The organism is Aliigemmobacter aestuarii (assembly GCF_004799285.1).
Taxonomy (GTDB): Bacteria; Pseudomonadota; Alphaproteobacteria; order Rhodobacterales; family Rhodobacteraceae; genus Aliigemmobacter; species Aliigemmobacter aestuarii.
In genome coordinates this window covers 12996-27268 of sequence record NZ_SSND01000003.1, presented here as the reverse complement: position 1 = coordinate 27268, position 14273 = coordinate 12996, and the positions used below count along the sequence as shown (strand labels likewise).

15 protein-coding genes are annotated in these 14273 nt (G+C 65.4%); 6 read left to right on the top strand and 9 right to left on the bottom strand.

Annotated elements, in window-relative coordinates:
- Positions 1-16 precede the first annotated feature (16 nt).
- Positions 17-1384, top strand: coding sequence for an MmgE/PrpD family protein (locus E7811_RS11365; RefSeq protein ID WP_136394784.1), 1368 nt, complete (start codon positions 17-19; stop codon positions 1382-1384).
- Complete coding sequence (locus E7811_RS11360) at positions 1378-2139, top strand: sulfite exporter TauE/SafE family protein (RefSeq protein ID WP_168733007.1); 762 nt, start codon at positions 1378-1380, stop codon at positions 2137-2139. The genes E7811_RS11365 and E7811_RS11360 overlap by 7 nt, the downstream gene beginning before the upstream one ends.
- A 24-nt stretch (positions 2140-2163) precedes the next feature.
- On the opposite strand, the gene E7811_RS11355 is transcribed toward E7811_RS11360, so the two are convergent.
- The 7 genes from E7811_RS11355 to E7811_RS11330 all read right to left on the bottom strand — a co-directional run bounded on the left by E7811_RS11355 (position 2164) and on the right by E7811_RS11330 (position 8452).
- The gene (locus E7811_RS11355; protein WP_136394782.1) at positions 2164-3174 is read right to left on the bottom strand and encodes a GlxA family transcriptional regulator; all 1011 of its coding nucleotides are present in this window, start codon (positions 3172-3174) and stop codon (positions 2164-2166) included.
- Positions 3175-3207: 33 nt separating this feature from the next.
- Positions 3208-3366: a hypothetical protein gene (locus tag E7811_RS17910; protein ID WP_168733006.1), complete on the bottom strand. Its 159-nt coding sequence runs from the start codon at positions 3364-3366 to the stop codon at positions 3208-3210.
- Positions 3367-3472: 106 nt separating this feature from the next.
- The gene (locus E7811_RS11350; RefSeq protein ID WP_136394781.1) at positions 3473-4567 is read right to left on the bottom strand and encodes an ABC transporter ATP-binding protein; all 1095 of its coding nucleotides are present in this window, start codon (positions 4565-4567) and stop codon (positions 3473-3475) included.
- Positions 4568-4570: 3 nt separating this feature from the next.
- Positions 4571-5410, bottom strand: coding sequence for an ABC transporter permease (locus E7811_RS11345; protein ID WP_136394780.1), 840 nt, complete (start codon positions 5408-5410; stop codon positions 4571-4573).
- Complete coding sequence (locus E7811_RS11340) at positions 5407-6252, bottom strand: ABC transporter permease (protein WP_136394779.1); 846 nt, start codon at positions 6250-6252, stop codon at positions 5407-5409. The genes E7811_RS11345 and E7811_RS11340 overlap by 4 nt, the downstream gene beginning before the upstream one ends.
- Before the next feature lie 63 nt (positions 6253-6315).
- Entirely contained in the window at positions 6316-7440 is a 1125-nt protein-coding gene (locus tag E7811_RS11335; protein ID WP_136394778.1) for a polyamine ABC transporter substrate-binding protein, read from the bottom strand.
- A gap of 118 nt (positions 7441-7558) precedes the next feature.
- On the bottom strand, positions 7559-8452 hold the full coding sequence (locus tag E7811_RS11330) for a LysR substrate-binding domain-containing protein (RefSeq protein WP_136394777.1): 894 nt from the start codon (positions 8450-8452) through the stop codon (positions 7559-7561).
- A gap of 100 nt (positions 8453-8552) precedes the next feature.
- On the opposite strand from E7811_RS11330, the gene E7811_RS11325 reads away from it, so the two are divergent.
- A complete protein-coding gene (locus E7811_RS11325; RefSeq protein ID WP_136394776.1) occupies positions 8553-9329 on the top strand; it encodes a creatininase in 777 nt (258 codons plus the stop codon).
- A gap of 216 nt (positions 9330-9545) precedes the next feature.
- Here E7811_RS11325 and E7811_RS11320 read toward each other — a convergent pair whose 3' ends face one another.
- Together E7811_RS11320 and E7811_RS11315 are read right to left on the bottom strand one after the other, a co-directional pair.
- Positions 9546-10763 carry a M24 family metallopeptidase gene (locus E7811_RS11320; RefSeq protein ID WP_136394775.1) on the bottom strand — a complete coding sequence of 406 codons (1218 nt, stop codon included), beginning with the start codon at positions 10761-10763 and terminating at the stop codon, positions 9546-9548.
- A gap of 151 nt (positions 10764-10914) precedes the next feature.
- Positions 10915-11820: a LysR family transcriptional regulator gene (locus tag E7811_RS11315; RefSeq protein ID WP_136394774.1), complete on the bottom strand. Its 906-nt coding sequence runs from the start codon at positions 11818-11820 to the stop codon at positions 10915-10917.
- Positions 11821-11925: 105 nt separating this feature from the next.
- On the opposite strand from E7811_RS11315, the gene E7811_RS11310 reads away from it, so the two are divergent.
- The 3 genes from E7811_RS11310 to E7811_RS11300 are packed head-to-tail and all read left to right on the top strand — an operon-like array spanning position 11926 to position 14269.
- On the top strand, positions 11926-12648 hold the full coding sequence (locus E7811_RS11310) for a LamB/YcsF family protein (protein WP_136394773.1): 723 nt from the start codon (positions 11926-11928) through the stop codon (positions 12646-12648).
- 11 nt (positions 12649-12659) lie between these two features.
- Positions 12660-12893 (top strand): acetyl-CoA carboxylase, encoded by a 234-nt coding sequence (locus E7811_RS11305; RefSeq protein ID WP_136394772.1) that lies wholly within the window; start codon positions 12660-12662, stop codon positions 12891-12893.
- Positions 12893-14269 carry an acetyl-CoA carboxylase biotin carboxylase subunit gene (locus E7811_RS11300; protein WP_136394771.1) on the top strand — a complete coding sequence of 459 codons (1377 nt, stop codon included), beginning with the start codon at positions 12893-12895 and terminating at the stop codon, positions 14267-14269. Before E7811_RS11305 ends, E7811_RS11300 begins: the two co-directional genes overlap by 1 nt.
- Positions 14270-14273: the final 4 nt, after the last annotated feature.

The window sequence follows — 14273 nt, the reverse complement described above, 5'->3', positions numbered from 1 at the left end:
CGGGGGACGACGACCCATGACAGATGCCACCGTTTCCGAATGTCTTGCCGACTGGCTGACCGGACTGGAGCTTGATCACATCCCCGCCCCTGCGCGTCAGGCGGCGGCCGATACCATCCTCGACACCGTCTGCCTGACCGTCGCGGCGCTTGAAACCGATTACGGCCGCGCCGTGCGTGCCGCCTTCCCCGATCCGGGCGGCGCCACCGTCTGGGGCCTTGGCGAAGGGCGCAGCCCCGAGGCCGCCGCCGTCATCAACGGCACCTGCGGCCATGGCGAGGATTACGACAACACCTTCGAGGGCTGTCCCGTCCATTCCGGCGTGGTGATCGTGCCCGCACTTCTGGCCGCAGCCGAACGCTACGGGCTTTCGGCCACGGATGTGGCGCGCGGCCTGATCGCGGGGATCGAGGTGATGTGCCGCCTCGGCCTTGTCGCCGACAAGGCAGTGCACAAGGCGGGCTTTCACCCCACCGGCGTTCTGGGCGCGATGTCTGCCGCCGCGGGGGTCGCCACCGCCCTCCGCCTTGACCGGACCGGGATCCGGAACGCGCTTGGCGTCGCCGGGTCCACCGCCTCGGGCATCATCGAATATCTCGCCGACGGCAGTTCGACGAAACGCCTGCACCCCGGCTGGGCCGCGCAGGCCGGGATGCGCGCCGCCGCCATGGGCGCGGCAGGCTTCACCGGCCCCTCTTCGGTGTTCGAGGGCACGCATGGCTTCTTCCACGCCTTTTCGACCCCGGTCGCGACCGAATTCGCCCCCCTGCTCGACGATCTGGGCAGCCGATGGGAATCCGCCCGCCTTGCCTTCAAGCCCTTCGCCTGCGGGACGATGACCCAGCCCTATGTCGATTGCGCCATCGACCTGGCCCGGCGCGGCATCCGCCCCGAACAGGTGGAGCGCATCACCTGCGACGTGGGCGAAGGCACGGTGCACCGGCTGTGGGAACCGCTTGACGTCAAGCGCAGGCCGCCCACGCCCTATGCGGCCAAGTTCTCGGGGCCCTATTGCGTGGCGGCCGGCTGGATCTGGGGCGACGCGGGGCTTGCGCAATTCACCGAAGAGGCGGTCCGCGACCCGCGCGCGCTGGCGCTGGCGGCGAAGGTTTCGTTCCGGATCGACCCGGAAAACGAGTACCCGTCGAACTACACGGGTCACATCAAGGCCGAACTGACCGACGGCAGCGTCGTGGAATCGCATGTTCCCTGCCTGCGCGGGGGCGCCCGCGCGCCCATGTCGCGCGAGGACCTGCTGGTCAAGGCGCGCGCCAACCTCGTCTTCGCGGGCCGCGACCCGGCCCATGCGGAGGGGCTGGCCGCATGGGCCGATGCGCTGATGGCGGGCGGCGGGCCGGTGGCGATGGACGCGCTCAGGTGCTGACCGAAGCCCAGCTTCTGGCCGGGCAGATATCGGTCGGCATCGCGCTGGCCGGGATGGCGGTGTGCTTCTTCGCCGGGGTGCTGGGTGGTCTGTCGGGATATGGCGCGGGCCTGCTTGTGACGCTGTTCATCGCGCCGATCGTCGGGCCGAAGGCGTTGATCCCGATGATCTCGGTCCTCATGCTCGTCAACAACGGCAGCCGCGTCTGGTTCTACCGCCATGCGCTTGACCTGCCCACGGTGGTGAAGGTGTCTGCCGTGGCCATGCCGATGTCATGGATCGGGGCCGAGCTTTATGTCAGGCTCGATTCCAGCGTCATCCAGACCGTTCTGGGCGTGGTGCTGATCGCCTCGGTGCCGCTGCGCCGCTGGATCGAACGTGCGCGGATCAGGCCTGGCCCCATTGCCGTCTACGGCATCGGCGCGACCTATGGCTTTCTGGCCTCGCTGATCGTCGGGGCGGGGATGCTGATCGTGCCGATGCTGATGGGGATCGGCTTTGCGGGCCCTGCCCTGCTGGCGACCGATGCGGCGATCGCGGCCGTCACGAACCTGTTCAAGTCGGTCGTCTTCGGCGCGCTCGATGCGCTTTCGGTCGCGCATTTCATTCTGGCGCTGGTGCTGGGGTTCTGCACCATTCCCGGCACCGCCTGCGCCGCCTGGATCGTGCGCCGCACAAGCCTGCGGCTGCACACCGCCCTGATCGAGGGGCTGATCCTGATCGGCGGATTCGGGATGATCTTCGGCCTGATCTAGGCCGAGGACCGCCGCGCCCTTCCGCTACGCCCTGGCGTGGATCCGGCTGGGCGGCACCCCGTAGCGCCGCGAGAAGCATTTCGAGAAATAGGATTTCGTCTCGAACCCGCAGGCCACCGCCACCTCCGAAAGGCTGAGGTCGGTGCTGGCCAGAAGGTTGCGCCCGTAGTCCAGCCGCAGGTTCTGATAGAACTTGCCCGGCGAAAGGCCCAGTGTCAGCCGGAACAGCCGTTCGACCTGACGGCGGGAATAGCCGACACGGGCGGCCAGTTCCTCAAGCGGAAGCGGGTCCTCGCGATGGCGCTTCATCAGTTCGACGATGGCCGCAAGGCCCGGATTGCGCGCCTGCGCCACGGCCGAAATCGGCGAGCGTTGCGCAAGGTCGCGCCCGATGGCGACGCGGCGCAGGCACATCTCGGACACCATCGCGGCGAAGGCCTCGCCATGATCCCGCACGATCACGTCCAGCATCATGTCGGTGGCCGCCGCCCCGCCGCCGCAGGTCATCAGCGGCCCGTCGATCTCGAACTTGTTGTCACTGGGCGGAAGGTCGGGATAGGCCTCGCGGAAGGCGGGCTGGTTTTCCCAATGCAGCGTGAACCGCCGCCCCTTCAGAAGCCCGGCCCTCGCCAGGGCCAGCGCCCCGGTGCAAAGCCCGCCGATCTGCCCGCCGTGGCGGACATGGCGCTGCGCCAGCGCGACGACCGGCCCCTGTTCTGCCGCCGAAGGCAGGTTGCCCGCACAGACAAGCAGCGTCGCATCCCGCGCGGCGGGATCATGGGTGCCGTCCACATTGACGGACACGCCGCAGGAACTGACGACGGGCGCACCATCGACCGAAAGCGTCTGCCAGTCATACAGCGGGCGTTGCGACAACTGGTTGGCGATGCGCAACGGTTCGATCGCCGAGGAAAACGCAAGAAGCGTGAAGGACGGGCACAAGAGGAACAGGAACCGCCTTATGCCGGCGCCCTGCCCCCCCAGCGGGAAATAGGCGGCCCCCTGCGGGATCAGCGGCTTGCGTTCGACATGCATGGCGTTTCCTTTCCGTCCGTGAACTCTGCGCGGTCAGCGCCCGACGGGATCGGGGACGCCGCGCCGGAACAGGCGTTCGGCAAGGCGCTGCGCGAAACGCCGCAACCGGTGGCCGGGGCCGCCCCCGGAAAGCGGAACCTGGCCGACCTGTTCGGCGGTCAGCCCGCCCCCCTGGATGAAGATGTGCGACATGTCCGATTTCCTTCGTGCCTCAAGAAGCGCGCAGACCGAAAGGCGTCCCTGACCGGTCAGGGACAGGCCAAGCGCCCCGCCCGGCGGTTCCGATCCCGGACGGGGCTCAGGCCGCGCCGACATGGTGGCTGTCCGAGGGCGACCACCAGGCGAAAAGCGGCTGTCCGGCCGAGATCGGCAGGGATGCCAGTTCGTCATGGCTTTTCTGCACCTTGATCTCGTGCCCGCTGTCGGTCTCGGCATAGATCGTCGCGGTCGCGCCGATGAATTCCTCGCCGATCACACGCACGGGAAGGACGTTCACATCGCCTTCCGGGCGCGCGACGCTCAGGTGCGTCTTGGTGTCCAGAACGGTGATCGTCGCCTCGGCCCCCTGCCCCGGCATGGCGGCCACCGGCCCGGCAAGCCGCACCGGCCCGTCCTTCGTCGAAATCTCCAGCCCCTGGCCCGAGGTCGCCGTGACCGGCCCGGTGAAGATGTTCGACGAACCCAGGAAGTCGGCCACGAAGCGGGTGCGCGGCGCGCCGTAGATTTCCTGCGGCGAACCGATTTGTTCGATCCGCCCCCGGCTCATGATCACCACGCGGTCGGCCATCGAAAAGGCCTCGGACTGGCTGTGGGTGACATAGACGAAGGTGATCCCCGTCTCGCGCTGAAGGTTCTTCAACACCGCCTGCATCCGCACCTTCAGCGCCGCATCCAGCGCCGACAGGGGTTCGTCCAGCAGAAGGATCTCGGGCTCCACCACCAGCGACCGGGCCAGCGCCACGCGCTGCCGCTGCCCGCCCGACAACTGGGCGATGTTGCGTTCGGCGAACTCCAGGATCTGCATCCGGTCCAGCCACTGTTCGGCCCGGCGGCGGCGTTCGGCCTTGCCCACGCCCCGCATCTTCAGCGCGAATTCCACGTTCTCGCGCACGTTCAGGAAGGGAAAGAGGGCAAGGCTCTGCCACACCATCGGCGTGTCGCGTTCCCAGGTGGGAAGGTGGTTGATCGGCTTGCCCGACAGGCGGATCGTGCCCTCGCTCGGGGCCTCCAGCCCCGCCAGCATGCGCAGCGTCGTGGTCTTGCCACAGCCCGACGACCCCATGATCGCGAGGAACTCGCCCTTGCGGATCTCGAAGTCCATCTTCTGGACCGCGACGAAAGTGCCGAAGCGCTTCACCACACCTTCGAAGGACACCAGCGTATCGCGTTGCATGACTTACTCCTTGTCGACGGTCGAGGAACGCGGCGCAGCGGTGCGCCCCGAAAGCAGGATCTGGGCCAGGATGACCAGCGTCATCGAGGTGACGAAGACGAAGGTGCCGATGGCGTTGATGCGCGGGCTGACCTGCCCCTGCAGGAAGCCAAGCACCTTCACGGGCAGTGTCTCGTTCAGGCCCGAGACGAACCAGGCGACGGCGAATTCATCGAAGGACACCGCCATCGTGATGAACAGCGCGCCAAAGATCGCGGGCTTGGTGAAGGGGATGATGACATGGCGCATCGTGGCCCATTCCGACGCCCCGAGATTCCAGGCGGCGGGTTCCAGCGCCGGGTCCATCTGGCTGAGGCGCAGGCGGATGATCGCCATCGCGAAGGGCGCGCAGACGACGACATGCGAGATGATGACCGATATCGCCCGGCCCGAAAGGTCGATCCGCGACAGATAGGCCAGCATCGCAAGGCCCAGGATGATCACCGGGATCGTCGGTGGAAGCAGCGCCAGCGCCAGATAGACCTGCTTGCCCATGAACTTGTAGCGATAGTCGGTGTAGGCCGCGCCGAAGCCAAGCGCGGTTGACACGACCCCGACCACCACCCCGATCACCAGGGTATTTGTCAGCCCCTGCCAGACCAGCGGATCGGCGGCCACCGCGCGATACCACTCCAGCGAGAAGTCGCCGAGCGGGATCGACGGGAAGCGGTCGGAGTTGAACGAAAAGACGAAGCTGGCCGCGATCGGGGCGAAGACGAAGGCATAGGCCAGCACGATGTAGACCATCAACGCCCAGTCGACGACGCGGTTGCGGTTCAGTTCCTGCCCGGATATCTGGCTCATTTGCTGCGCCCTTTGTAGGCAAAGCGCACCGCGAGGAAAGCCACGACCAGAAGCGTTGCGATCATGGTCAGCGCGATGACGGCGGCACGGGGCCATTGCTGGCCGGATTTCGTGGTGTCGGTGATCAGGATCGACAGCGTCGTCGGATCGCCGCCCCCCAGATAGACGGGGCTGACGAAATCCCCGAAGGTCAGGATGAAGCAGAACAGCGCGGCAATCGTGAGCCCGACGCGGGCCGAGGGGATGACCACCTCGAAGACGGTCCGCAACCGGCCGCAGCGCATGTTGTGGGCGGCCTCGATCAGGGTGCGGTCGATGAAGACAAGGCTGAACAGCTGCAGAAGGACGACCAGCGGGAAGGACAGCGTCAGGTATCCCACCATCGTGGCGCCAACCGTATTCAGCATGCCGAAGGGGCCAAGGCCGATCCAGCCCAGCATCACGTTGAAGATGCCGTTGTCCGAAAGGAAGATCTGCCAGGAATAGACCCGCACCAGATAGCTGGTGAAGAACGGGATCACCATCAGGAAGACGGCCCATCGGCGCGCCGTGTCCGACAGCTTGAAGGCGATGGCATAGCTGCAGGGAAAGGCCAGGACGCTGGTCAGCAGCGCCGCCCCGCCCGCCAGCGCGAAAGTCGTGCCATAGGCCTGCCAGAACACCGGGCGGCTGAACATCGTCACCCAGTTGACGGTGTCGAAATCCGGCCGCATGGCGAAATTCTTGACCGTCCAGAAGCTCAGCGCGACCAGGAAGGCAAGCGGGAACACAAAGAACAGAAGTTGCCAGATCAGCAGCGGCAGCGAGAACGTCAGGCCGTAGAGGGACACGTGGCGTTGCATCGGGCATATCACTCCGGTTGGATGGAAAAGGCCGGCAGGGGTGGCCTGCCGGCCCGCGCCGGATCAGGCGCCCTTGTATTCCGACCAGAAGTCGTTCCAGGTCTCAAGGTCCTGCTGGATGGGCAGCTGGCGATACTGGATGCGACCGTTGCGGATCATGTCCATCACGTTGGACTGGCCGATGACCATGCCCTGACGCTTGGCCTCGTCGGGGTTTTCGGCGTTCAGCACTTCCCAGCCCTTCTGGTTGGGGATCAGCGCTGGATAGGCCGCCATGTTGGCCGATTTCGCCTGGCCCTTGGCCGAGGTGACATACTGGATCCATTTCTTCGCCAGGTCGGCCTTCTGCGATCCCTTCCCGATCGAGAAGCTTTCGGTCCATTGCAGGCCGCCTTCCTCGGGGATCACCGACCGCACCTTGGCGCCGTTCTTTTCCAGCGTGCCGGTGATCCAGTCGCCGATCCCGGCGAAGGCCAGCATCTGCCCGTCGTTCAGCGACGAGAAGGTGCCGCCATAGTCGAAGAACCCGCCGACCTGCGGGCGCAGCGACAGCGCCTTTTCCTTCACCGCCTCCCAGGCGGCCTCGTCGATGTCATAGGGGATGGCATTGCCGTTCAGCTGGCTGATCTGGCCCAGGTTGGGCAGGTGCCAGTCGAAATGGCCGACCTTGCCCTTCAGCTTCTCGTTCCAGAACACGTTGTAGGTCGATGCTTCGGCCTCGGTCAGGGCATCGGTGTTGTAGGCCACGCCCAGGAACCCGAAACGGGTGATGACCGAATAGAGCGTCCCGTCCTGCCAGTGGCCGGGGAACTGCTGGAATTCGGGGAAGAATTCGTCAAAGGCGTAATCGGCGGGGTCCAGCGCCTCGATATAGCCGGCGGCGTTCAGCTGCTGGACATATTCGGCATCCGACAGGATCACGTCGAAGGTGCCGGGCGGGGATTGCGAGATCAGGCCCAGCATGTTGTCGCCGCCGGTATAGTACTTCGGCACGAACTTCACGTTGTTCTCGGCCTCGAACTCGGCAACCATGTCGGGCTCGGCATGGCCGTACCAGGCCAGCATCGTCAGCTCGGTCGGGGCGGCAAAGGCGCGGCGCGACAGCATCGGCGTGGCAAGCGCCGCGGCGCCGGTGGCCAGAAGGGCGCGGCGCGTCACGGAAAGCGGTGCATCGGTTCGTCTGGTCATTCGGTGGTCCATCCCTGTGGTGATGTGGGCTTTGTTATTGCCGCAACGTTAGGGGATAGCCGCAGACCGGCAAAATCGGTTCTTGAAATCGTTTCATTTGTCGGGGAACTGCTGCCCGTTATTGCGGCAGTTTGCGAACGCCCGATCCGACGGATTCAATCCCCGCCACCAGCTCGCTGACCAGCTGCAACCCCGCGACCGACAGGCGGGGATGCTTGTAGAACAATCCGATCCGCAACGGCTCCAGCCGCGGAAAGCCTTCTTCCTCGGGCAGTTCGCGCATCCCCGGCAGAAGCGTCGCATGGGTCAGCGCGGTGACGCAAAGACCGTTCAGGACGGCGTTCTGAAGGCCCGAGATGCCCGGCCCGGTATAGACGATCCGCCAGCGCCGTTCGACCGAATCAAGCGCGCCGATCATCCGCGCGCGGTAGTCGCAGCCCTCCAGATGCGCGCCAAGCGGGATCGGGCGATCGGGATCGGGGCGATAGGCTTCGGACGCGGCCCAGAGCGGCTGTTCGGTCCAGGCCCGCGAAAGATAGGGCATCCGCGGTTCGGACATGGTGGCCACGATGATGTCGAGGTCCTCGGCCCGCAGGTGCTTGTGCAACTCGCGGCTGACGTCGCAATGGATCTCGAGTTCGACGCTGGGATGGTCCTGCATGAACTTCGTGAGCGTGGATTGCAGGAACGCCACGGCGTAATCCGTCGGCAGGCCGATGCGCAGCACGCCCGACCGGTCCGAGCGGTGGAAATAGCTGACCGCCTCGTCATTGATCCGCACCATCTCGCGCGCGTAGCTGAGCAAGGCCTCGCCCGCCGGTGTCGGCTGGATTGTCCGCCCGTCCTGCACCAGAAGCTGGGTGCGCACCAGTTCCTCCAGCCGCCGGATCTGCAGCGAGATCGCAGGCTGGCTGCGGCCAAGCGCGGCCCCGGCCTTGGAATGGCCCCCCAGTTCGACCACGGTGATGAAGGTGCGCAACAGGTCTGTCGGCAGGTTCGTGATGAGCGCCATGGATTTGCCGCCGCAATGGAGGAATTGCGACAATCTATTTTCCAAATACCCATCACGCAACGAAAATGCAGGGGACGCTTTCAAATCCAGGAACGGACCCATGCACCTGAAGACCGCCTTCGCCTCGGAACTGACCTGGCCCGACTATGACGCCGCGGTGAAATCCGGGGACACGCCGATCCTGATCCCGATCGGGTCGATGGAACAGCACGGCCACCACATGCCGCTGCATGTCGATGTGCTCTTGCCCACCGAATTCGCCCGCCGCGTGGCGCTGGAAATCGGCGCGCTGGTGGCCCCCCCCTTCACCTATGGCTACAAGTCGCACCAGAAATCGGGCGGCGGCAACCACCTGCCCGGCACGACAAGCCTTGACGGCGCCACGCTCGTCGCCGCGCTAAAGGACGTGATCCGCGAATTCGCCCGCCACGGGGTGCGCAAGATCTGCCTTGTGAACGGTCATTTCGAGAATTCGTGGTTCATCATCGAAGGGATCGACCTTGCGCTGCGCGAACTGCGTTGGGACGGCGTGACCGACATGAAGATCGTGGTCCTGTCCTACTGGGATTTCGTCCACAAGGAGGCCATCGCCCGGCTTTATCCCAACGGCTTTCCCGGATGGGAGATCGAACACGGCGGGGTTCTGGAAACCTCGCTGATGCTGGCGCTGCATCCGCATCTGGTGCAGCTGGAACGCGCGGTCGATGTCGCCCCGGCCAGTTTCCCGCCCTATGACGTCTATCCGGTCAAGCCCGAATGGACCCCCTGTTCGGGCACGCTGTCCTCGCCGAAGGAGGCTTCGGTCGAGAAGGGCGAAATCCTGCTCGAGGTCTGCACCACCGGCATCGTCAACGCCCTGCGGACCGAGTTCGGCTGAACCCCGGCACATTTCACCTCCCCTGACTGCACGGGCCCCCGCGGGGGCCCTTCCTTTTTGACCGGAAGGACGGACGGGAACGCGCCCGCCGATCCATCCGCACCCTCTGCCCGTCTGCCCCTTTGCCCGTCTGCCCGTCCGCCCCTCTGCCCGCCGCAGCATGGCAAAAGGCCCGGGGAACCCCCGGGCCTTCCTTCGCCGCACCTTGTGGCGTGGTCAGTTCCTGATGATGTTGTGTTCCGGGCCGAAGGGGAAGCCGGTGATGTTCTCGGCCCCGGTTTCGGTCACGATCAGGATGTCATGCTCGCGGTAGCCGCCGGCGCCGGGCGTGCCTTCGGGCAGCATGACCATCGGTTCCATCGACACGACCATGCCGGGCTTCAGCTCGGTGTCGATGTCCTCGCGCAGCTCCACCCCCGCCTCGCGGCCGTAGTAGTGCGACAGGACCCCGAAGGAATGGCCATAGCCGAACGAACGATACTTCAGCAGGTCCCACTGGCGGTACATGTCGTTCAGTTCCAGCGCGATCTCGTTGCACTTCGCGCCAGGCTTGATCAGCTCCAGCCCGCGGCGGTGAACGGCCACGTTCTTTTCCCAGATGTCCAGGCTTGCGTCATCGACATGGTCGCAGAACAGCGTGCGTTCCAGCGCGGTGTAGTAGCCGAAGATCATCGGGAAGGTGTTGAGCGACAGGATCTCGCCCGACTTGATCTTCTTGTTCGTCACCGGGTTGTGCGCGCCATCGGTGTTGATGCCCGACTGGAACCAGGTCCAGGTGTCCATCAGTTCGACGAAGGGGAAGGAATTCGCGATCTCGCGGATCATCGCGTTGGTGCCGGCGATGGCGACCTCGTGTTCGGGCACGCCCGCCTTGACCGCGCCCGCGACCGCCCATCCGCCCACGTCGCAGATGCGCGCGCCTTCGCGGATCAGCTTGTGTTCCTCGGCCGACTTGATCGACCGCATCCACATCGACGGCTGGGCGATGTCGACGAATTCCACACCGGGAAGCGCGGCTTCAAGCTGCTTGCGGTAGTCGAGGTTCACATGGTCGAACTCGATCCCCAGCCGCTTGACGCCCGGCGTCAGCTGGCGAACCGCGCGATAGAAGTTGTCGCGCCGCCAGTCGGTATAGGTGATGTTGTTGCCAAAGCTGCGCCGCCAGGGCTGGCCGCCGTCGATCCCGGCCGAAATGGTCGTGGCCGCGTCCTGGGTGATCACCATCCCGTACTTGCGGCCGAAGTAGCAGTACAGCCAGCCGGAATAGTAGTTGATGCAGTGATACGAGGTGAACAGCGCCGCATCCACATCGTTCCTTGCCATCCAGCCGCGAACATCGTCCTGACGGCGTTTCATTTCGGCATCCGAGAACGGCGAGAAGTCCTTGTCGCCGTTGTGCCATTCCATCACGTGAAGCATATCTTCGGTTGTCATGCCGCATCCTCTTCTTGGGTTCGGGTCTGGGGCGAGATTACCGCCGGGCCCTGCGTCCAAGAAATTTGTTCTGGCAATCCTGTCATTTGCGCTATCCGGGCATCCGGGCGGCGCCCCCCCTGCCCTGCCGCGCCTTACCCGCAGCCGACCGTCAGGTTCCCAACCCGAGAGCCGCGGAAATGAAGGCGCTGAAGACCTTGGCCGGGCCCGACAGGGGCCGCGCATTCGACCATGTCAGGCCCACATCCATCGAGGGAACCGGCTCTGTTGGCTGGCGCTGTTCGATACGCTGCCCCTCCAGCGACCATGGGCGGTAGACCATGTCGCTGAGGATCGTCACCCCCATGCCGGCGGCGACCATCGACCGCACCGCCTCGACCGACGAGGTCGAAAAGACGATCTTCGGCACCAGCCCGTACCTGTCCCAGTATCGCCCTGCGGTGCGGCTGGCTTCGTCCACGGTCAGCATCACATAAGGTTCTTTCGCCACGTCGCGCAGGCTGATCTCGGGGGCGGACAGCAGGCGGTGATCCGATGGCAGCCAGATCCGCCGCCGCGACCGGAACAGCGTCTCGGAGGCAAGTTCGCCCGTGTTGGCAAGGTTCGAGGTCAGCATGACCGCAAGGTCAAGCCCGCCGGACACCAGCGCATTCTCGATCGCCGATCGGGGCTGTTCGGACAGTTCCAGCGTGATGCCGGGATAGATGCGCCGGAAGGCCGCATAATGGCGCGCCATGAAATACCCGGCAACGGTATAGGTCAGCCCCAGCCGCAACCGCCCGACGACCTGGGTTTCCTCGCCCAGGGGGCTGCGCGTGGCTTCCTCTACCGCCGCGATGATGCCCTTGGCGCGCGACAGGAACCGCGCGCCTTCCGGCGTCACCGACACGCCCTGCGCCGTGCGCGACAGAAGACGCGCCCCAAGGGTCGCCTCAAGCGCCTGAATCCCCGCCGTCACGGCCGACTGCGAGATGTTGAGTTCCATCGCCGCGTGGCTCACCTGCCCCGTCTCGGCAGCGGCGATGAAATAGCGAAGTTGTCGGATGGTCAGTGACATGCCAGGTTATCAGATTTTTCGATATCGTATCTCAATAATTCGAATTTGCAATGATAGCCGCATCCGGCGAACCTGCATCGGCAGCGAGTAGTTGAAGGGGGTGCTATGCCGGTCACGATCAACTGCGACATGGGCGAAAGCTTCGGGCTTTGGCGCATGGGCGACGATGCGGGTCTGATGCCGCTGATCCACATCGCCAACGTCGCCTGCGGCTTTCATGCCAGCGATTTCGACCACATGCGCGCCACGGTGCGGCTGGCGAAGACGCATGGCGTGAAGGTCGGGGCCCATCCCAGCCTGCCCGACCTGCAAGGATTCGGGCGGCGCGAGATGAAGATTGGCCGCGAAGAGTTGGCCAACTGCATCATCTATCAGGTCGGCGCGCTTTGCGGCTTCCTGAAGGCCGAGGGGATGGAACTGAACCACATCAAACCGCATGGCAGCCTTTATGGCATGGCCGCCAGGAACGAAGAGATCGCGCAGGCGGTCTGTGACGCGGCGGACGTGTTCAAGGTTCCGCTTCTGGGCATGACCGGAACGCTGCACGAAAAGGTATATCCGTCCCGCGGCCACGGGTTCGTTGCCGAATTCTATGCCGATCTGGAATACCGCCCCGACGGAAGCCTGATCGTCACCCGCGAACATGACGCGAAGGACCCTGATTTGATGGCCGCCCGATGCGTCCGGGCGATCACCGAAGGCAAGGGCACGGCGACCGACGGATCGGACATCCCCGTTCGCTGCGATTCCATCTGCATCCACTCTGACACGCCGAACGCCATCGACATCGCCCGCGCGGTGCGTGCCGCGGTGCAACCCTATACCTGAGAGGTTTACCCATGGCCCAGATCCAGTCTCCGCTTCCCGGCACCTTCTACCGTGCTTCCGCCCCCGACAAGCCGCCGTTCAAGGCCGATGGCGACGCGGTCGCCGTTGGCGACGTGATCGGCCTCATCGAGGTGATGAAATCCTTTCACGAGGTCCGCTCGGAAGTGGCCGGAACCAACATCCGCTTCATCACCGACAACGAAGAGCCCGTGATGGCGGGCGCCGTTCTGGCCGAGGTGGATTGATGCTGCGCAAGCTTCTGGTCGCGAACCGGGGCGAGATTGCCGTGCGGGTCATCCGCGCGGCACAGGATCTCGGGATCGCGACCGTTGCCGTCCATTCGGATGCCGACCGCGACAGCCTGCATGTCCAGATCGCGGACGAGGCGGTGGCGATCGGGCCGCCCGCGGCAAAGAAATCCTATCTGAACCAGGCGGCGATCCTGAAGGCCGCCGCTGATACTGGCGCGGATGCGGTGCATCCCGGTTATGGCTTTCTGGCCGAGAACGCCGATTTCGCCGATGCCTGCAAGGCGGCGGGGCTGGTCTTCGTCGGCCCGTCGGGTGATGCGATCCGCACGATGGGCGACAAGGTGGCGGCGCGGTCGGCCGCGCATGCCGCCGGCGTGCCGGTTGTGCCGGGCAGCATGGGCCGGGTCGCCGATATCGACGAGGCACGCCATATCCTGCTGGATACGGGCTTTCCGGTGATGATCAAGGCCGCGGCCGGCGGCGGCGGGCGGGGCATCCGCATCGCCAATGACCTGGCCGAGTTCGAGGCCGCCTTCCCCCAGGCCGCGGCCGAAGCGCTGGCCGCCTTCGGCGACGGCGGGCTTTACATGGAAAAGGTGATCACCCGGGCACGCCATATCGAGGTGCAGATCCTCGGCGACGGCACCGATGCCATCCACTGCTGGGAACGCGAATGTTCGCTGCAGCGCCGCCGCCAGAAGGTCTGGGAGGAAGCCCCCTCGCAGGCCCTGTCGGATCGCGTGCGCGACGAATTGTGCCAAAGCGCCGTGCGCCTTGCGCGGGCGGTTGGCTATTCCGGCGCGGGAACCATCGAATATCTTTACGACGACGAAGGCGACCGGTTCTATTTCATCGAGATGAACACCCGCATCCAGGTGGAACATCCGGTGACCGAGATGATCACCGGTGTCGATCTGGTGGCCGAAGGCCTGCGCATCGCGGGAGGCGAGCCGCTTCGCCTGCGCCAGCGCGACATCGTGGCGCGCGGCCATGCGATCGAGGTGCGGCTGAACGCCGAGGACCCGTCGCGCGATTTCGCCCCCTTCCCCGGCACGGTTTCCGACCTGCGCGTGCCGGGCGGGCCGGGCGTGCGGTTCGAGTCGATGCTGTATGCAGGTTACACCGTGCCGCCGTTCTACGATTCCTTGCTGGCCAAGCTGGTCGTGCATGGCGAAACCCGCGCGGCGGCGATCGCGCGCCTTGTGCGCGCGTTGAAGGAAACCCGGATCGACGGCCTGCGCACCACGCGGCCGCTGTTCCTGGCGCTGGCAGATGACCCGGACGTAGAGGCCAATGCCGTTCACACCCGCTGGCTGGAAGGCTGGCTGGAAACCCATGCGGCCCGGCTGGTGCCGGACCTGGAAACATAGGAGG